Source organism: Neobacillus muris, assembly GCF_943193175.1.
Lineage (GTDB): Bacteria > Bacillota > Bacilli > Bacillales > Cytobacillaceae > Neobacillus > Neobacillus muris.
Genome location: NZ_CALPDF010000011.1, coordinates 58,509 through 78,066, shown reverse-complemented (window position 1 = coordinate 78,066; position 19,558 = coordinate 58,509). Strand labels below are relative to the sequence as shown.

Sequence of the window (19,558 nt, the reverse complement as noted above, 5' to 3'; positions counted from 1 at the left end):
GAGAGAATCCGCTGCTGTTGCTGAAGATCAGCAAGGGGTCCTGATAGGTATCGATAAGAGCGCGAAAAAAATGGCAAGAAAAAAGACTCTCGCTGGTATGGTAAGAAATAGGTATTTGTACATAATGCTGATACCTGGGATTTTGTTCTTTATTATCTTTAAATATGTGCCAATGGGCGGTATCATCATTTCTTTCCAAGACTATCAGCCGTTTTTGGGGATTGCCGACAGCCCGTGGGTGGGATTAAAACACTTTGAACGGTTATTTACAGAACCAACGTTTTTTATGCTGTTAGGAAATACGCTGCTTCTATTTGCGTTAAACCTATTAATCTTCTTCCCAATTCCGATTATTTTGGCACTTATGTTAAATGAAGTAAGAAGCAAATTCTTTAAAAGTGCCGTACAAACGGTTATTTATATTCCTCACTTTATGAGCTGGGTTATTATCGTTTCAATCTGTTATGTATTTTTAGCCCAAGACGGAGGTGCCATCAATTCATTGATAGCGAGTATGGGCGGAGACAAGGTTCCATTCCTTACAGATGGCACATGGTCCAGAGTCGTTTACATTCTTCAAATCATTTGGAAGGAAATGGGCTGGTCAACCATAATCTATTTAGCTGCTGTGACCGCAGTCGATCCTCAATTATATGAAGCAGCCAAAATGGATGGTGCCAGCCGGATGAAACAAATTTGGCACGTTACTTTGCCTGCGATTCGCCCAATCATCATTATCATGTTGATTCTAAAAATTGGCCATACTTTGGATTTAGGGTTCGAACATGTTTATTTGTTAATCAACTCAATCAATCGTGATATGATGGAAATTTTTGATACCTATGTATATACAGCAGGTATGAAAAATGGCCAGTTGAGTTTCAGTACTGCTGTCGGACTATTTAAAGGGATCGTTGGATTAATCCTAGTAATGGGTTCAAACTGGTTAGCGAAGAAGTTTGGAGAAGAAGGCTTGTATTAATAGGCATATATTTTAGGAGAGGAGGTCCTGGGAGTTATGGATAGGCTGGGAGAACGTCTTAATGAATTGTGCATGTTGGTGCTGAAGCTTTTTTACATTCAAATATTATGGCTCTTATTCACCTTGCTGGGATTTATTTTATTGGGGGCAGGGCCTTCTACTTATGCGATGTTCACGGTGATGCGGCAATGGATCAGAGGAAATACTGACCTACCTATTTTCAAGACATTTCTTCAAGCATACAAAATGGGCTTTAAAGAGTCAGCAGGTTTTGGCATTTTGTATCTGGCGGCCGGAACGATTATATATGTGGACCTTCTATATGTGCACTCCCAATTATTAAGAGGTTTGCTCATTATAATCGGATTTATTTACCTAATCTCACTCACTTATATCTTTCCGATTCTCGTTCATTATGATTGGAAAGGCATCATGCTAAAAATGAAGTGTTCTGTTCTTTTTGGTATTTCACATTTGCAATATACGTTAATTTTATTTGTCGCACTTGCGGCGGTCTATTTTGTGCTCTTAAGGTATCCAGGGACACTGGCTTTTTTTGGAGTCAGTGCTGGCAGCTACATGATTATGTGGATGACTAATCAGGTTTTTAAACGAATTGAACTGCATGCAGCAGCTATAGATGCAAAGGACGAAGAACAGGCCATCAAAGGAGGTGGTGGGGCTTAAACGCCTTCTTTTTGAAAACGTTTTAAATCCTGCTAAAAAAAATAGGCTAGTTAAAAGGGAGAGGTCAAAATGGCACAATACAAAAAGTTTGGAAAAATTTTAGCGGCAGGCACATTGCTTGCTTCTGCATTGGTACTTGGTGCTTGCGGCAAAGAAGATGAGCAAGCCAGCGGTAAAAAAACGGATACGGGGAAGGTCGACTTGCATGCTAAAGCAGATATCAGCTGGAGCCCAATCCTATATGTGGCTACTGCCCCTACTGAAGTAGTAACCCAAAAGATTGAAGAAGCAACCAATACCAACCTTACGTTTAACTGGATTCCAGATGCCACGAAGGATGAACGGATGATCGCGGCTATTGCTTCAGGGGATATGACCGATATTGTTTCATTGCCAACAACATTGACAACTAACTCTTCTGTACGGCAAGCATTAAAATCAGGAGTATTCTGGGAAGTAAGCAAGTATTTGGATGACTATCCAAACTTGAAAAAAATCTCTGAAGACCGCCGTGAAGCAGCATCCATTGAGGGAAATTTATATGGTGTTCCATTCCAAAAAGATTTTGCGCGCGGAGGTTTGTTGATTCGGAAAGACTGGCTGGATAACCTTGGCCTAAAGGTACCTACTAATCTAGATGAATTATATGAAGTTGCTAAAGCTTTTACAGAGGATGACCCGGATGGAAACGGTAAGGATGATACTTTCGGATGGAGCGACCGGAATGAGTTAAGATATGGAAGCTTCAAAACACTTGCCTCGTATTTTGGTGTACCGAATGGATGGGCAGTGGATAAAAACGGCAAGTTTACTCCTGAACATGAAACCAAAGAATATAAAGAAACGATGGATTATTCCAGAAAGCTTTATAAAAATGGCTATTTAGATAAAGACTTTGCCGTAACTTCTAAAGATGACCAGCTGCAAAAATTTGCTCAAGGAAAAGCCGGTATTTATGCAGGTCTAATCAGCATTACTCAGCTAAAAAATATGGCTTCTGGAATCAATAATAAAATTGAAATTGTACCGCAAAATAAAATTGCGGGACCAGATGGCGAATACCGTATTTGGTCGGAAGGCAACGGTGTCAACGGCTTGTTAGCATTCCCTAAATCAGCCGTTAAAACAGAAGCTGAGTTAAAGCGGGTACTTCAATTTGTCAACGACATGATGAATGAAGATGTCTTCATGCTGATGACTGGCGGCATTAAGGAAACGCATTATACAATCGATGAAAATGGTGCTTACAAAATCCTGGACAATCCATTATGGCAGAAGGATGTTCAAGGCTTCTCCGGTTCAAGACCAAGTGAAATTACGTATAAATTAAAAGATGCTGACCCTGATAAACAATTAGTTAACGATATGATCTCAGAAAATGACGAAATCTCTATCATGGATCCAACGGTTCCACTTGAGTCCGCAACCGCCACTGAACGCGGCACAGAGCTTCAAAAAATCATCATTGACGCCACAATCAAGTACATCATGGGTGAAATTGATGAAAAAGGCTTTGACGCTGAGGTGAAGAAATGGAAAGAATCCGGCGGAGACCAAATGAAGAAGGAATACGAAGAAGCATATAAAAAAGCAAATAAAAAATAATTTCTAGGTTAATGGATGGTCCTTTCTTTTTGTACTCTTAAACTTAAGATTGAGAAGGAAGGACTATTCATTTCTACTGAAAAAAGATAACAATGAACATGCTGATTCTTTTAAAACCATATTTGCCAAAGGATTGGGTCATTATGTTTATTTTTATCTATTGCAGGATGAAATAGGGTAAAAAGCGATGAAATCGTTTACTATTAAATTATAGAAACAACAGGGAGGAATAGAAATGGAAGTAACCGCGGCATCTAGTATCTACGATATTCGTGATTTTGGAGGAGCAGGGGACGGAACCACTTTGAATACAAAGGCAATTTTGAAAGCGGTTGAAGCCTGTTCGGGAGCCGGCGGGGGAACCGTTTATGTCCCGGCAGGCGTCTTCTTGACCGGGGCAGTCATTTTAAAAAGCAATGTCAATTTGTATGTGGAAGCAGGTGCCACCCTGCTGTTTAGTAACGATGTGAACGAATATCCTGTCGTTGATTCCCGCTGGGAGGGTGTAAAAAGACAAGTGTATGCCTCCTGCATTTATGCAGAAAATGCAGAAAATATCTCCGTAACCGGCCGCGGCACTTTGGATGGAAATGGAAAGTTTTGGTGGGAACTTTTCCGAAGAAAGGAAAATGAATATCCAAGACCAAAGCTGGTCAGCTTCGACCACTGCAGCCATGTGCTGATTTCTGGGGTTAAGATGATTCATTCGCCAAGCTGGACTGTTAATCCCATTTGCTGTGAAGATGTCACGGTTCATAATATTAGCATCGTAAACCCAGCTAATTCGCCAAATACGGATGGAATTGACCCTGAATCATGCCGGAATGTCCGTATTTCCGATTGTCATATTGATGTAGGGGACGATTGCATTGCCATTAAAGCTGGCACGGAGGATACGGCAGAACGGGTTCCATGTGAAAATATCACGATTGCCAATTGTACGATGATTCACGGCCATGGCGGTGTAGTTCTCGGCAGTGAAATGAGCGGAGATATACGCAATGTCACAGTAAGCAATTGCGTATTTGAGGGAACCGACCGGGGCATCCGTTTAAAATCCAGACGCGGCCGCGGCGGCGTGGTAGAGGATGTTCGGGTGAACAATATTGTGATGAAAGGCGTTATCTGTCCATTTATCGCCAACCTTTACTATTTCTGCGGACCGCGGGGGAATGATAAATATGTATGGGATAAGAATCCATATCCAATCACAGAAGAAACCCCTGCGTTTAGACGGATTCATTTTTCCAATATTACCGCCCGTGAAGTAAGTGCGGCTGCCGGATTCTTATATGGTTTGGCTGAAATGTATGTCGAGGACATTACGTTTGATCAAGTCTCGGTTGCAATGGCAGAGGATGCCGAACCCGGCATGCCGGCCATGATGGCAGAGCTTGAACCAATGAAGCAGCGAGGGTTCTTCTGCTCCAATGTCAGGGATATCCGGTTTAATCAGGTAACGGTATCTAATCATGAAGGCCCAGCCTTCTATGTGGAAAATGGAGAGGATATCGAAGTGACGGGCTGCCGTACGAAACATCCGCGTACAAATGATCCAATGGTTGTGTTAAAAAATGCCACCGTTTCACAGTAATAGGTGTTAGAGGAGAAAAAACAATGGAATCCCAAAAAACGAATCGCCAGAAACTATTTTCATTGCTGGGGGATTTGCCTAGTGATGGTAGCCTTATAGCGACGACAACAATTGATGAAATAGATAAAGGACCGTATATACTGGAAGTCTTTGAAATGGAACCATACGAGAATGAACGGATCCCGGCATATTTTGCCCGTCCGAAGATCATGAACGGCAAGCTGCCGGTTGTATTATTCAACCATTCACACGGGGGGCAGTATCATGTAGGCAAAACAGAACTGATTCAAAGCAGTGCCTATCTCCAGCCAATTTCCTATGCTGAGCAGCTGACTTCTATGGGGTATGGGGTTTTATGTATTGATATGCTGGGTTTTGGTGAAAGACGCGGCAAAGCAGAAAGTGAAATTTTTAAAGAACTGCTTTGGAAAGGGCAGGTCATGTGGGGCAGGATGATTTTTGATAACATCCGTTCTCTCGATTATTTAGAAACAAGGGAAGACGTCGATACATCGAGAATTGCCACACTGGGCATGTCGATGGGCGGGCTGATGGCATGGTGGCTTGCCGCTCTTGATGAACGTGTGAAGGTTTGCATTGACATTGCGGCCCAAGTGGATGCGGAAACATTGGTGGCCAATCGCGGCTTGGACCACCATGGCTTTTATTCCTATGTCCCAGGACTATTAAAATATTTTCGCACCTCTGAGATTCAGAGTCTTATAGTACCCCGCCATCATTTAAGTGCGGCAGGAAACCATGACCGGCTCACGCCTTCCGCCGGTCTGGAAATTATTGATGAGGAATTGAGTACCGCTTATGCACAAGCTGGGTTTCCAGAACGCTGGAAGTTGGTCCGCTATAACTGCGGGCATATAGAAACTTCCGGGATGAGGGCCAAGGTTTGCCAGTTTCTTCAAAAAAATTTATAGGGTGATAGACATGATTGTTGCGCAAGATGGAACAGGTCAATTTACAACTATTCAAGAAGCGATTGACAGCATTTCAAAGGATAACACCAGCCGAGTGGCCATTTATATTAAGGGTGGTGTGTACAAAGAGAAATTGGACATCAATAAACCATTTGTTTCTCTGATTGGCACACATCGGGATCAAGTGAAACTAACCTTTGATGATTATGCCAAAAAACGGCTGGACAATGGAGAAAAAATGGGGACATTTGGTTCTTACTCCTGCATTGTGACAGGCGATGCATTTTTTGCAAAAAATATCACATTTGAAAATAGTGCCGGAAAAGGCAGTGTCGTCGGGCAGGCAGTTGCCATGTATGTGGATGCCGATCAAGCTGAGTTTCACGATTGTTCCTTCTTGGCCAGCCAGGATACATTGTTTACGGCACCGCTGCCGCCAAAGCCAATTGAAGGTGACAAGTTTGGCGGACCGCGCGAAGGGCTTGAAAAGCGGTCATGCCGAAGTTATTTTAAAAACTGCTACCTGGAAGGCGATGTTGATTTTATTTTTGGATCCGCCACAACAGTTTTTGATAATTGTGAGATTCATAGCTTGGATTTGAATCAGGATGTCAACGGCTATATTACAGCGGCTTCTACACCGCTTGGGCAAGAGTATGGCTATGTCTTTTTCAATTGTACATTATCCAGCAGGGCTGCTGCACAAACTGTGTATTTGGGCAGGCCATGGCGGGATTACGCGAAAACGGTGTTTATCGATTGCTGGATGGGCGGGCATATCAAAGAAGAGGGCTGGCATAATTGGGATAAGCCGCATGCGGAACAAACGCTCTTTTATGCAGAATACAACAGCAGGGGGCCTGGGGGGCGTTTGGGCAGACGTGTTCCCTGGGCAAAGGTCTTAACAGAGGAACAAGTAGCCGGGTACACACTTGAAAATATCTTTGGCTCGCTTAAGGGCTGGCCGACATTGGGCGGCAGTGAAACAAAGCCGCTAAGGGTCTTTTTAGCCGGTGATTCCACGGTGGAAGATGTAAAACCTGAGCAGGGGATGAAAAAAGGCTGGGGACAGCACATCCCGCCATTTTTTACCGATGACGTCCAAATTATAAATAATGCTGCAGGTGGACGCAGCACTAAAAGCTTCATTGATGAAGGACGGCTGGCAGAGATTCTGGATGAAATCAAGGCGGGCGAATTTCTGTTTATCCAATTCGGCCACAACGATCAAAAAATAGAGGATGAATCCCGAGGTACTGACCCTTACACGACATTCCAAGAATATTTGACCCAATATATTGAAGGGGCGCGGACGAAAGGGGCGGTCCCGATTCTTATTACATCGGTGAATCGCCGGACATTTGCTGATGACGGGAAATTGATCAATTCCCTGGGAGATTATCCAGAGGCAGTACGCCAGCTGGCAGCCGCACTGGAAGTTCCCTTGATTGATCTATTTGAAAAGTCAAAAGCCCTTTATGAACAGGTTGGCAGAGAGGAAGCGAAGAAGTTTTTCGCCTGGTATGAAGAAGTGCCTGAAACACGCGGCCCGAAAGTGGATGATACACATTTTAGTGCTTACGGGGCTACCAAGATTGCTGAACTAGTCATTGAGGGGATTAAGGAGCTTGGCCTGCCGATAAGTGATTATTTAATCGAAAAGAAATTTTAATATGTCAGCATTCAGTGGGGAACAAGATTCCCCGCTGATTTTTCTATGACTAAATCATATAGAAATGAGAGGATATACCCCATGTCTGATCAGGAGAGCAGAACCGAAACTTACGAAGCTGATTTTGTTTGGCAAAGTATCACCTTTGGACAATCAACCGATTTAAATTATGCAGCCAAGATTGTGCCTGAAAAAGTAGGGATCAACTATGCGTCACCAGAGTACCCCGGCACGATTGATGGAAAAATTACTTTGGAAAGCAGGGGCGGAAAGCTGGCTCCTGGTCATGATGGATTGACCTTTTATTATACAAGGTTAAACCCTGGACTTCATAATTTTGTGTTAGAAGCCGATTTAACGATTGAACAATTTGGCCCAGAAAATGGAGCCGGACCGAACCGGCAGGAAAGTGCGGGAATTATGGTAAGAGATACTATTGGAGCTCCGCGCCAGGACCCGATGATCTTAGGCTATGAGGAAGTCCCGGCTGCTTCCAACATGTTTGCTGCAGGGATGATGCGGCATGGGGTTTGCCCCTTGTACCGGACAGGAGTCGTTCATCCTTGGGGAAACGTCGGCAGCGTGTTAATCGATGCACCGTTCACAGATGCTCCCGAATATCATGTTCCTTGCGGGGTTCCTTTCAAGGCAAGGTTAGAGAGAACCGATACCGAATTTATTATGTCGGTCAGGTTTACACATTTGCGGGAGGAAAAAACCTTCGAGCATCGAGTTAGAGGAGCGGACAGTGTCCAAGTCTTGGACCCGGACAATATGTATGTCGGTTTTTATGCTGCAAGGAATGCCAAAATGACGGTGGAGAATGCTCAATTAACGATAAGTAAAGCTGATACGGTTCCTTCTCCCCCTGCAGAACCTGCAGCAGCAGCCCCGAGATTTACGATTGTTTCGGCTCCAGCGTCGGGTTCGGAGAATTATGATATTAAAGTACTGGCGAATTTTGACGGTACCGTCCATCTGCTCAAAGACGGTATGGAGGTGCTGAGCGGGGCTGCCATTCAAAAGAATGCGGTTTTTATATGCAGTACTTTATTGGAGAGGGAAATCACTGATTTTAAAATTAGCTGCACTCCAGAAAATCATTCAGCGGCAGAGCCTATTGTGCAACAGATTGCGGTCAAAAAGAGGATCTTTCTGAATCGGGAAAGCTTGTTTGTTTCACCTAAAGGGACCAGCTCAGGTCAAGGGACTATGGACGATCCGCTTGATATAGAGACGGCGGTGCAATATGTTCTTCCTGGCGGTATCATTAATCTGCTTCCAGGGACCTATTTGCCTCCTCAGATGATTAATATTAGGAAGGAATATAGCGGGACAGCGGAGCATATGAAAACATTGCTGGCCTATGAAAACGGTAAAGTGATCATTGATGGGCAGGAAAGTCTGGCTAATGTGCTGCAATTGAATGGCGACTATTGGAGGATAAAAGGTATCGAACTCACGAGGGCAGCCAGAAGCGGGATGAGAATGAGCGGCCATCACAATATTGTGGAGCAAATGGTATTCAGCTATAACGGCGATACTGGATTCATCCTTAGCGGTGCCGGCACGGCTCCTGAATGTTGGCCGGAATATAATTTAATCCTGAACTGTGAATCTCATGATAATCGTGATGCCACCGATGATAATGCAGATGGTTTTGCGGCTAAACTCGGTGTCGGAGCGGGCAATATCTTTAGAGGGAATATTTCGCATCATAATATTGATGATGGCTGGGATTTATTTAACAGGGCCAATGAAGGTCCAAATTGGCCGATTACATTAGAAGGCAATATTTCTTATTCGAATGGGAAACTCAGTGATGGTTATCGAAAGGATGGGAACTCCGGCAGCGGCTTTAAGCTTGGCGGAGAAGGTCTGCCCGTTGACCATGTTGTCCGAGGTAATATTGCCTTCGATAATAACTTGGATGGTTTTACCGACAACTTTAATCCGGGTAAACTCCTGCTGGAGGATAATATTGCTTTGAATAATAAAAGATGTAATTTTATTTTTAGAAAGAGTCCTTATTTTAAACCGGAGGAGCAGTCAGTGTTTAAAAATAATCTGTCGGTCCGAACTGAAGCGGGTGATCTGGAGGATTATGTTACTGGAAACGCAGATGAAACCAATTATTTTTGGGATGGACAAAAGACGGTTAATAGTTTGGGAGAAACGATAAATTTACAGGAGTTTCTCAGCATGGATTGGCCTGAGAAGTTTAACCGCGATGACATGGGGAACCTCCTTCTGGGTGATTTTTTGGCTCGTAGAATGAGATATTAGACTAGAACTGATTTATAAATAGGGGACGATCCTGAAAGGGAGTCCCCTGTTTTCTTTATAGGACCTTTTCGATTTCAGGTACAAGCTTTTCGGGCTCAGTTGTCGGGGCAAATCTTCCTGTCACATTGCCGTTCCGGTCGACTAGGAATTTGGTGAAGTTCCATTTGATATTTTTCGATAGAACCCCTTTTTTCTCTTCTTTTAAAAATTTGAAGAGCGGATCGGCGTTGTCGCCATTGACATCAATTTTGGCAAACATCGGGAACGTGACTCCGTAATTCAATTGGCAAAACTCAGTAGTTTCCTCAATGTTCTCGAATTCTTGGTTATTAAATTGGCTGCAAGGAAAACCAAGTACCTCTAAGCCTTGCTCATGATACTTCTCATACAACTTCTGCAAACCTTTAAATTGTGGCGTAAAACCACATTTGCTCGCCGTATTCACAATCAACAAAGGCTTGCCCTCATAATCACTTAAAGACCTCTCAGACCCATCAGGCAGCCTAACCGTGAAATCATAAACCCTCGTCATCAAAAAAACCTCCCCCAAAACAAAAAATAACTTCCAAATAATACAACCATATTATACCAAACTCTTCACCACTTTACCTCGCCGGGGGACAGTCCCCCACCTCATTAATGCGTTACTCTGATGGGGGACAGTCCCCAATCACCCTGTTTTTGAATATGAATTAATGAGGGGATTTTTGTTGATTCCTAAGTCGTGTCAGTGGAGGGGAAGCTTTGAAGTTTGAATATGATTATACGTTTGGATTGCCCCGGAAAATTGTGTGGAAGTATTTAAAGGATGAAGGGATCCTAAAAAAATCGATTCCCAATTGCAGGTCATTTGTTGAAACATCAAAAGGTTTGTATCATGGAAGGATTGACATTAAGCTGGGGCCAATCCAAGACCAGTTTGATATTTCCATTAAACGCCAAGTGGAGAAATCACCATCCTTGTACCGGCTGTTTGTAAAAGGAAAAGGGAGCCTTGGAGAAGTAAATGCCCATGCCAACATACTGCTAAAGGAAGCACAGCAGGGAACTAGCCTAAACTGCAAGATCGAAGGGCAGCTGAGCGGCGCTCTTTCTCTCGCAGAGCATCATCTCACACGAGGAATCTCTAACAAAAGCCTGGAAACCTTCTTTCAAGCCGTTGAAAAAGAAATCAAAAAAAGCCTTTATTACATGAAGAGGCGGTAATGGGAGCTCGAATTTTGAAAATAAGACTGAACGCGCCGTTTAAGGTTTTTTGCTTTTCCCACATAGATAACGCCTCCGCTTGAATCCTTCATAAGGTAAACGCCAGGGGTAGAAGGAAGGTGCTTGACCTTGTCTTTTAGCAGCAAAACTACCCAAGCCTCCTTTCAATATAAATCTGCGATATATCCCTATTTTAACAGTAATGGGGTCAGTCCCCCAGTGCTTTAAAGCACCGGGGGACTGACCCCCATCGGATTTTTGGTATATAATGAAAGGCGTAATGACTAATCCATTTATTGGTAGGTTCATAAGATGTTATGGAAAGAGGTGATATTCTTTGTTGAAATTAGGCCTGAAGTGTTCTTGCCAGCCGGAGCAGCTTAATGATCGATTAAAATATAGTCCGGATATAGTCGAACTGCATTTGTATGAGGATGATTTGTTTGGCGCTAAACGGCAGCAGCTTGAAAATACCATCTCGATGCTGACAAAAAAGGGGATCCAAGTTTTTTTGCATCATCCCACAAAATACCATGGAAGCTATTTGAATATCAACCATGAGCGGGAAGAGGATTATCTTTTCTATCATTTAACATCGAGAATACTTGCAGAGATTTGCTTAACCTATTCCATCAAATGCGTGATTCATCCTCATTACATAGTAACGGATGCCAGTGCGGTCAATAAAGAAAATACAGATAAGATTGTTAAAGAGATTCAAAAGATCATTTCTTACACTGGAGATGTTTTCTTATGGGAAAACTCCATCAATGGTGTGTTTACTGCTCAAAATCCAAACTGGTATGATGATGTAGTTAAACCGCTAAATTTGCCTTTGGCCTATGACATCAGCCATGCGTTTATCTCGTTTAAAGGGGATAATGACCTTTTGATAAAACAGATTATACAATTAGATTCCCATATACAATATTTTCATGTGGTTGACAGTGAGGGAAAAAGGCATGATGGTCTGCCCTTAGGGGAGGGAAGCATTGATTGGAAACCGATTATTCCCTATCTGTTAACCCGGCCGTATATATATGAGATTGTCTTGAAGGACAGAACCGATGCGAGCGAGATGGTGGAAAGCCATAACTATTTACTAGGTTTCATGAGCTAAAACTTATAAAAAAGGCAACAGCCCCCGCTGTTGCCTTGAAATTTTTGTAAGGTGAACATGAGAAAACAAGTAGATATAGTTATTTAATCAACATTGGACCAACCAGTGAATCCGGATTCCGTCCAAGTCCCAAAAGACATAGTTTGGGATACCCAATGCTTCCAAATTCTACGAAAATATCTTTTAATACTTTAAAATCAGGATCATTTTTCAGACACTGTAACTCCATTTTATATAAGCGAAGTACAGACCCATAGACAAACTCAGGAGTGCACCCCCTTGAATCTTCATCCATCAGCAGGCAGCCCATATACTGATATTTAAGATGCAGGGCCCGCGTAAGATTAACCACATCCAAAAACTTCTCAAAAAGCTCGGGATATTCTTTTTTTACATCGTTCAGGACATCCTTGGCAGCATTTAACTCAACAATACTCGATAAAGCAATCATACAGCTTCCCTCCTTTAAAATTCCCAAGGCTTATCCAACGAGATAAAGGCTTTCCTTTTTGTTTTTTTGAATAATCTAAAAAGGGATTTTCTTCTAAAAGTGTATGCCTTCCTATCTGTAAAGTAAAATGGTTTTATTTTATTTCAACTATAGACAATATCTATGTAAGCATTTTCAGTTGATAGCTGCAAAAACACAGCTTCTGTCAAACTAGTCTAACTAACTCATTTCTTGTAAAATTAATCCATTCTTTTGCTGCATAAGAAAGGTACTGGTCTTTATTCCAAACAACGGCCAGCTTCCAAGAAATAGAAGGGTTTGCCACTTTCACTGATTTCACCTTTTCATTTAACTGGCGGCAAATGCTTTCAGGCAATAGAGCAATGCCGAGCTTGCTGGCCACCATATCAACAATAAACGACTGCTGTCTGCTTTCAGAGACCACCTTCGGAAAAAAACCGGCCGTATTGCAGGAGAGAATAATCCGATCATTAAGAACAAAATCTTTATTAAATAAAATAAATAATTCATCCGCCAACTCGCTTACATTCACCAGTTCTCTTTTAGCAAAAGGGTGTGAAGCAGGCAGAACAAGTTTAAGATCTTCCTCCAAAATAGAGAACGAATCAAAAATCTCATGCTTGGTTGGCAGCACCACCACCCCAGCATCCAGAAGATTGGTTTCCACAGCCTCCTCAATTTTTTTTGAACCGTTCTCCACAAGCTGAAAAGTGACGCCAGGATACTTTTCATGGAATTTGCCAACAATCTCGAGGAAATGATGGGCATCAAAGATGGGCGGCAGTCCAATCCGGATATGGCCCTTTTTTAGTTCAGACAAATTTTCCAGCTCTGTATTTAAATTTTTCATCGCACGGTCAATTAATGCTGCCTGCTCGGCTATAACCCGTCCGGCATCTGTCAATAACAGTTGTTTTCGGGAACGGTAAAAAAGCTCAACGCCTAATTCCTGTTCGAGGTTTTTGATCATTTTGCTAATAGTTGGCTGAGTGATATATAAATGATTGGCCGCAAGCGAAAAACTATTATATTTAGCCACTTCCAGAAAATATTGCAAATGTTTAATATCCAATAACTCCACCTGCTTTTTGCAGTATTTACCAATGAGTTTATTGTAACATAATTTTTATAAAAATCTAAAAATATAAAATAATTAGATGCAAGGGGATTGACAATAGCAGATGAAATGCCATTTTTATGCAACTAAATAAAGTAATTGTCTTTTAAAATATTATAGTGTTATAATGTAGTAGCATGATAATATGGTAACGTACTAAAGCGAAATCCAAAACACAAATAAAGGGTGGTTTTTTAATATGAAACGTTTAGCAGCTATGCTTCTAGTAATTGCCGCGCTATTCACTGTTCTTACAGCCTGCTCTAGCAATACATCAGAAGCGAAGGAAAAAGAGAATACGTTGGTGATTGGAATTGACGATACATTCGCTCCAATGGGATTCCGAGATGAAAATAACAAAATCGTAGGTTTTGATATTGATTATGCCAAAGCTGCCGCAAAAAAAATGGGCATGGATGTAAAAATTCAGCCGATTGATTGGAAGACAAAAGAATCTGAACTAAGCAGCGGCCGGATTGACTTAATTTGGAATGGCTATACTATTACAGATGAACGAAAACAAAAGGTTCTTTTCACTAAACCTTATTTAAAAAATGCACAAGTTGTCGTCACTAAGACGGATTCAAACATAACGAAGCTGTCTGATCTCGAAGGCAAAGTGGTAGGACTTCAATCGCAATCCTCTGCCGCAGATGCTTTGAATGCCAGTCCGATTAAATCCAAGGTGAAAGAAGTAACCGAGTTCGGTGATAACGTAATGGCCTTGAACGACTTAAAGAGCGGACGCATAGATGCCGTTGTCATTGACGAAGTCGTGATCGATTACTATATGACAAAAGAAAAAGATACCTTTAAAGTCCTTGATGAATCACTTGCTCCTGAGGAATATGGTGTTGGAGTGAAAAAAGGAAACGAAGAGTTACTGAACAAGCTGCAAAAAGCATTGGACGAAATGAATGAAGACGGCACTGCAGCTGATATCTCAACAAAATGGTTTGGGGAAGACAAAGTTTTAAAATAATGAATATAGAGCAAAACAGGATTTCCAAAGGGAAGCCTGTTTTGTTTTTGGAGGATTTCTTCTATGTCGTTTGATTATTTTGTATCCATTTTGATGCCGATGCTGGAAGGGGCACAAATGACGATTCTGTTGTTTTTTATTGCCATTGTTGTCTCGATTCCGCTTGGCTTTTTGCTGACGCTGGCAGTAAGGAGCCGGTTCAAGCCGCTTTCCTGGCTGGCACAGGCTTATATCTATGTTTTGCGCGGGACACCGCTTTTGCTTCAGTTATTATTTATCTGTTTTGGTTTACCGATGATTCCAGGCATTGGGGAGTATTTGGTGCTGGATCGGTTCGTGGCAGCTTGTTTGGGCTTTATCCTTAATTATGCTGCCTATTTTGCAGAAATTTTCCGCGGTGGTCTTTTAGCTATTGAGAAAGGGCAATATGAAGCTGCCCAAGTACTGGGTTTTAATAGATGGCAGACAACAACACGGATCATCTTGCCGCAAATGTTTCGGATTGCGCTTCCGGCCGTGGCTAATGAATCGGTGACATTGGTTAAAGACACGGCATTGCTTTACGCTGTAGCCGTTCCAGAATTGCTTCACTATGCCGAGACGGCAGTCAACCGGGATTTTTCCATTTTCCCATTTGTCGTGGCAGGCGTAATTTATCTGCTAATGACGCTGATTTTAACGCTTGTTTTTAAATGGATCGAACGGAAAGTTACGTTTGAATAGGGAAGGGGTGGCAGCATGGCCATTATGGAAGTTTCTAATTTAAAAAAGTCTTATGGCAATCTGGATGTCTTAAAACAGATTACCTTTGATGTGGATAAAAATGATGTAGTCGCTGTTATTGGCCCCTCCGGTTCTGGTAAGAGCACCATGCTTCGCAGCTTGGTTCATCTGGAAAAAATTGATGGCGGAAGCATCCGGATTGGGGAGGATTACCTTGTAAAGGATGGGGCATACGCAAAGCCGCAGGAGGTCAAACAGATTACTGCGAAGATGGGCATGGTGTTCCAGCATTTCAATTTGTTTCCCCATTTGACGGTTAGGGAGAATCTAGAATTGGCGCCAAGAATGGTGAAGAAAGAGTCTGCTGCTGAAATCAGTCAGCGCAGCACGGAGCTTCTTGAAAAAATTGGTTTGACAGACCGGGCGGGTGCGTATCCTGCTAATTTATCAGGAGGCCAAAAGCAGCGTGTGGCGATTGCCCGGGCGTTGATGATGAATCCGGATATCCTGCTGTTTGATGAGCCGACTTCGGCACTGGATCCTGAGTTAACGGGTGAGGTGCTCCAAGTAATGAAGTCGCTGGCAGAAGAACATATGACCATGATTGTCGTCACCCATGAGATGGGTTTTGCCAAGGAAGTGGCGAACCGGGTCATCTTTATGGATAATGGGGAGATCATTGAATCCGGCCATCCGTCCGAGGTGCTGTCAAATCCGCAGCATGACCGAACGAAAGCATTTTTAAACCGAAGCTTGAAATAATCGTTTTTATAGAGCCTTCCTCTTAAGGGCTCTCTTTTTTTTACTCATGGTACGAGTCTTGGCCTGACCTAGAGCTGAAAAAAAAAAAGGGAGTCACGCAAAAGAATCGATTACAAAGCCAGTCAGCCAAGAACCACCCTCAAAGGTAAATAGGAGCAGCCCTAATGGGATATGATTGATTATTCATTCATTTTGCGTTAATCTTATTTTGTGAATATTTAGAAAAAATAGGATGAAACAAAAGGAAACGAGGTGGGAGCGATCACATGTTAAAGGTAGAAGAAAATCAAGGCGTGACATGTTTAGAGGGGAACGTGGTTAGTTCTGGCATCAAACTAGGCACAGTGTATGCTTTTTTAGTGGACGGCATGCTCGTCGATACCGGACCCCAAATCATTGAATCAGAATTCACTTCTTATTTGCTAGAACAATCCTTTGAGCTTGTAACCTTAACCCATAGCCATGAAGACCACTCGGGAAATGCTCCATGGATTCAGAAAACTAAACAGGTGCCCATCTATATTCACCCGTTAGGAGTAGAGATTTGCGCACAAGCGTCTCCCTATCCTAAATATCGCCAACTGACCTGGGGAGTACGCGAGAAATTTCGGGCCATCCCCCTTGGCGAGACCATCCAAACCCAGACAAGGCAATGGAGAGTTATCTATACCCCTGGCCACGCCGAAGACCATGTGTCCCTGCTGGACGAGGGCACAGGCAGGCTATTTTCCGGTGACTTATTCGTAACCCCCAGGACAAAAGTGATCATGGATAGTGAATCCATTCCCGTCATCATGAACTCTATCCGGACACTGCTTAAATATGGTTTTGAATCCATGTTCTGCTGCCATGCCGGATACATTCCAAATGGCAAAGAAATGTTAATCAAGAAACTCGAATATCTGGAAAATCTTTATGGAGAAGTTGAAAATTTATACAAGAAGGGCCTCTCTATTGAAGAAATCAAACACAAACTATTTCCTAAGGATTACCCTATTATTCGTTTTTCCTCTGGGGAATGGGACTCTCTACATATCATTTCATCCATCGCAGCCCATTTCGAACTAGAAAAAGACAAATCATGTTCATTTCCAGAAACTCTCTAGTAACATAATAGGTTGAAAGAATATTTGTTTGATATAATATGTAGGGATGAAAATAAAAAACTGGAGTGACTACCTATGCAACTTACAAACGCAGAAATCTTTAATACACAGCCGGAAAATTCAACATTTAATGTGCTTTTAACCTTCACTAATAATGGCAAGGCCATGTTAAACTGCCGTGTGGAGGGAGAAAAGGTAACTGCCTACAATATCGGAACCATGGGCGGTACTTGTCCTTGCTGCTTAAAGCCAACATGTTCCAGCCTATATGCCAAGCGCAATGAACTGTTGATCCAGGCTCAAGCATTTATCGATATTCCAACAAAGGAATTGCAAACAGTAAGATAGTGATTACACATAGAGTCTGATTTAGTACAAGATTCATCCGAATACACTTAAGTAACCTGATTTCCCGTCTGAAATATGGCTGTGAGAAGTCAGGTTATTTTTTTGCATCAAAAATGGAGCAAGCTTCGAAATGTTCGAGTCGAATGGAGAACGGTTTATCCCAATACACTCCATTGGTTCCAGGCTGGACCTGAAGGAGCTGCGGTATCGGAATTTTCTGCGAGAAGCACTGATGAAATCGTAGTTTCACGGATCCAAGAATTAAGCGGATTCCTGATAAGAATAATGTCCATATTGTAAGGCTGGCTTAAAGGGTATCACGATGATGCACTTTTAAGTCAGTTTTTTTGCTTAAGAACTTTCATATATAAAAAGAATGAATTGTACCTTTCTTCTCCCCTGATGTCATCTTGGCGCCAAAACTAGGGTGGTTAACCAGTATTTTGTCCTCATGAACATTGACTTTGTTACGATAACCTATCATATTTGCTTCGCGGTCACTGAATACCTTAGTTATTATAAGAACAATAAAAATAGACCCAATATATTATTTTGCATTATTCGAATATTGAATGATTATCATTTGAAGTATTCGTTTTAGTGGAGTAAAGTTTTAGTGGGTTATCAATACGAAAGAAGGTTTTACTTTGGATAAACTGCAGCAAGGAACACCGGCCTTTCGAAAGGCGAATTTTGCCTTGTTTGCCGGGGGATTCATCACATTTTCGATCCTTTACGACGTACAGCCTTTGATGCCGATTTTTTCAAAAGAATTTCATGTATCAGCCGCAGCAGGAAGCCTTACCTTGTCGGTTACCACCTTCACGCTCGCTGTTTCGATGCTGATCACCAGCTCGTTATCGGAAGCATGGGGACGAAAAATCATCATGGCGGCTTCCTTGCTGTTATCGTCACTCATTGTGATTTTTACAGCGTTTAGCCCTAGCTTTGGGTCATTATTAGGATTTCGCGTCCTCCAAGGGATTGTCCTTGCCGGACTGCCAGCCATTGCAATGGCTTATCTGGGAGAAGAGGTCGACCCCAAAAGCCTGGGGGTGGCAATGGGCATTTACATAAGCGGGAATTCAATAGGCGGGATGGCCGGAAGAATCATAACGGGAACCGTTACAGACTTCTTTTCTTGGCGGATTGCGATGGGCAGCATCGGCTTAATCAGTCTTATATTGAGCATGTGGTTTTGGCGGCATTTGCCGAATTCCAAGCATTTTGCGCCGCAGCCGTTAAAATTAAAACAACTATTCGCCTCCTTGTTTCGCCATCTAAAGGACCCGGCACTGCTTTGTTTATACGGAATCGCGTTTATATTAATGGGAAGCTTTGTCACTTTGTATAACTATATCGGTTTCCAGCTCTTGGAACCTCCCTATAACTTGAGCCAAACGATCGTCGGCTGGATCTTTCTTGTCTACTTAACGGGAACGTTCAGCTCCACTTGGATGGGGCAGCTATCGGACCGGCTCGGCCGAAAAAAAGTATTATCGATGGGTTTGGTGCTGATGATCAGCGGCGCAGCCATTACACTTGCTGCGCCGCTGCTTTTGAAAATTGCCGGAATTGCCTTATTTACTTTCGGTTTCTTCGGCTCGCATTCGATTGCTTCGAGCTGGGTGGGCAGGAGAGCGATATCGGAAAAGGCCCAAGCCTCTTCGCTCTATTTATTCTTTTACTATAGCGGTTCAAGTCTGGCCGGTACGACTGGCGGATTTTTCTGGACCCATTTTGAGTGGGAAGGGGTTATCGGCTTCATTGTTTGTTTGCTTCTATTCGCTTTTCCGCTGACGCTCAAGCTGTCTTCCATACCGGCTAAAGTGGTGCAGACTAGATAATTCTACTTGAAACATTCGAACAATGTGATGAAAAAAGAGATTTTTTAGTAGAATCGGCGATAAACAGATTAAAAGATTAATGAATCGAATAGTAGGCGTCAGGTACCTGTCCTTTTG

The 19,558-nt window shown here is 42.6% G+C and carries 20 protein-coding genes and 1 pseudogene; 17 read left to right on the top strand and 4 right to left on the bottom strand.

All coding sequences use genetic code 11. The features are described 5' to 3' along the window. The first annotated feature begins 70 nt into the window (after nt 1-70). The 8 genes and pseudogenes from NFS43_RS10225 to NFS43_RS10190 all read left to right on the top strand — a co-directional run bounded on the left by NFS43_RS10225 (nt 71) and on the right by NFS43_RS10190 (nt 9,758). Nucleotides 71-982 (top strand): ABC transporter permease, encoded by a 912-nt coding sequence (locus NFS43_RS10225; RefSeq protein ID WP_251551589.1) that lies wholly within the window; start codon nt 71-73, stop codon nt 980-982. A 36-nt stretch (nt 983-1,018) separates the two neighbouring features. Then, nucleotides 1,019-1,669 carry a YesL family protein gene (locus NFS43_RS10220; protein WP_251551556.1) on the top strand — a complete coding sequence of 217 codons (651 nt, stop codon included), beginning with the start codon at nt 1,019-1,021 and terminating at the stop codon, nt 1,667-1,669. 69 nt (nt 1,670-1,738) lie between these two features. Beyond that, entirely contained in the window at nt 1,739-3,274 is a 1,536-nt protein-coding gene (locus tag NFS43_RS10215; protein ID WP_251551555.1) for an extracellular solute-binding protein, read from the top strand. 235 nt (nt 3,275-3,509) lie between these two features. Then, a complete protein-coding gene (locus tag NFS43_RS10210; protein ID WP_251551554.1) occupies nt 3,510-4,868 on the top strand; it encodes a glycoside hydrolase family 28 protein in 1,359 nt (452 codons plus the stop codon). Between the two features lie 23 nt (nt 4,869-4,891). Continuing rightward, nucleotides 4,892-5,800, top strand: coding sequence for a dienelactone hydrolase family protein (locus tag NFS43_RS10205; RefSeq protein WP_251551553.1), 909 nt, complete (start codon nt 4,892-4,894; stop codon nt 5,798-5,800). 10 nt (nt 5,801-5,810) lie between these two features. Then, nucleotides 5,811-6,728, top strand: a pseudogene (locus NFS43_RS24530) (pectinesterase family protein); the annotation flags it as partial. Between the two features lie 42 nt (nt 6,729-6,770). Continuing rightward, entirely contained in the window at nt 6,771-7,472 is a 702-nt protein-coding gene (locus tag NFS43_RS24525; RefSeq protein ID WP_251551588.1) for a rhamnogalacturonan acetylesterase, read from the top strand. Between the two features lie 81 nt (nt 7,473-7,553). Beyond that, on the top strand, nt 7,554-9,758 hold the full coding sequence (locus tag NFS43_RS10190) for a right-handed parallel beta-helix repeat-containing protein (RefSeq protein ID WP_251551552.1): 2,205 nt from the start codon (nt 7,554-7,556) through the stop codon (nt 9,756-9,758). A gap of 55 nt (nt 9,759-9,813) precedes the next feature. Here NFS43_RS10190 and NFS43_RS10185 read toward each other — a convergent pair whose 3' ends face one another. Continuing rightward, nucleotides 9,814-10,290, bottom strand: coding sequence for a glutathione peroxidase (locus tag NFS43_RS10185; RefSeq protein WP_251551551.1), 477 nt, complete (start codon nt 10,288-10,290; stop codon nt 9,814-9,816). A 212-nt stretch (nt 10,291-10,502) separates the two neighbouring features. On the opposite strand from NFS43_RS10185, the gene NFS43_RS10180 reads away from it, so the two are divergent. Then, the gene (locus NFS43_RS10180) at nt 10,503-10,964 is read left to right on the top strand and encodes an SRPBCC domain-containing protein (protein ID WP_251551550.1); all 462 of its coding nucleotides are present in this window, start codon (nt 10,503-10,505) and stop codon (nt 10,962-10,964) included. Here NFS43_RS10180 and NFS43_RS24605 read toward each other — a convergent pair. Continuing rightward, on the bottom strand, nt 10,946-11,056 hold the full coding sequence (locus NFS43_RS24605) for a GIY-YIG nuclease family protein (RefSeq protein ID WP_420910320.1): 111 nt from the start codon (nt 11,054-11,056) through the stop codon (nt 10,946-10,948). The two genes, NFS43_RS10180 and NFS43_RS24605, sit on opposite strands and share 19 nt — an antisense overlap. 245 nt (nt 11,057-11,301) lie before the next feature. Here NFS43_RS24605 and NFS43_RS10170 point away from each other — a divergent pair, with 245 nt between their 5' ends. Beyond that, the gene (locus NFS43_RS10170; protein WP_251551549.1) at nt 11,302-12,084 is read left to right on the top strand and encodes a sugar phosphate isomerase/epimerase family protein; all 783 of its coding nucleotides are present in this window, start codon (nt 11,302-11,304) and stop codon (nt 12,082-12,084) included. A 79-nt stretch (nt 12,085-12,163) separates the two neighbouring features. On the opposite strand, the gene NFS43_RS10165 is transcribed toward NFS43_RS10170, so the two are convergent. Together NFS43_RS10165 and cidR are read right to left on the bottom strand one after the other, a co-directional pair. Next, entirely contained in the window at nt 12,164-12,535 is a 372-nt protein-coding gene (locus tag NFS43_RS10165) for a hypothetical protein (RefSeq protein ID WP_251551548.1), read from the bottom strand. A gap of 205 nt (nt 12,536-12,740) precedes the next feature. Next, on the bottom strand, nt 12,741-13,628 hold the full coding sequence (cidR, locus tag NFS43_RS10160) for a cidABC operon transcriptional activator CidR (protein ID WP_251551547.1): 888 nt from the start codon (nt 13,626-13,628) through the stop codon (nt 12,741-12,743). Between the two features lie 244 nt (nt 13,629-13,872). Here cidR and NFS43_RS10155 point away from each other — a divergent pair, with 244 nt between their 5' ends. The 7 genes from NFS43_RS10155 (at nt 13,873) to NFS43_RS10125 (ending at nt 19,441) form a co-directional block, all read left to right on the top strand. After that, nucleotides 13,873-14,655, top strand: a complete 783-nt coding sequence (locus NFS43_RS10155) for an amino acid ABC transporter substrate-binding protein (protein WP_251551546.1) — start codon at nt 13,873-13,875, stop codon at nt 14,653-14,655. Nucleotides 14,656-14,718: 63 nt separating this feature from the next. After that, a complete protein-coding gene (locus NFS43_RS10150) occupies nt 14,719-15,378 on the top strand; it encodes an amino acid ABC transporter permease (RefSeq protein WP_251551545.1) in 660 nt (219 codons plus the stop codon). Nucleotides 15,379-15,393: 15 nt separating this feature from the next. After that, nucleotides 15,394-16,140: an amino acid ABC transporter ATP-binding protein gene (locus NFS43_RS10145; protein ID WP_277613926.1), complete on the top strand. Its 747-nt coding sequence runs from the start codon at nt 15,394-15,396 to the stop codon at nt 16,138-16,140. Between the two features lie 266 nt (nt 16,141-16,406). After that, nucleotides 16,407-17,246, top strand: coding sequence for an MBL fold metallo-hydrolase (locus NFS43_RS10140; RefSeq protein WP_251551544.1), 840 nt, complete (start codon nt 16,407-16,409; stop codon nt 17,244-17,246). A 75-nt stretch (nt 17,247-17,321) separates the two neighbouring features. Continuing rightward, nucleotides 17,322-17,594 (top strand): hypothetical protein, encoded by a 273-nt coding sequence (locus tag NFS43_RS10135; protein WP_251551543.1) that lies wholly within the window; start codon nt 17,322-17,324, stop codon nt 17,592-17,594. A gap of 75 nt (nt 17,595-17,669) precedes the next feature. Then, complete coding sequence (locus tag NFS43_RS10130; RefSeq protein ID WP_251551591.1) at nt 17,670-17,894, top strand: hypothetical protein; 225 nt, start codon at nt 17,670-17,672, stop codon at nt 17,892-17,894. Nucleotides 17,895-18,241: 347 nt separating this feature from the next. After that, entirely contained in the window at nt 18,242-19,441 is a 1,200-nt protein-coding gene (locus NFS43_RS10125; RefSeq protein ID WP_251551542.1) for an MFS transporter, read from the top strand. The last annotated feature ends 117 nt before the right edge of the window (nt 19,442-19,558 follow it).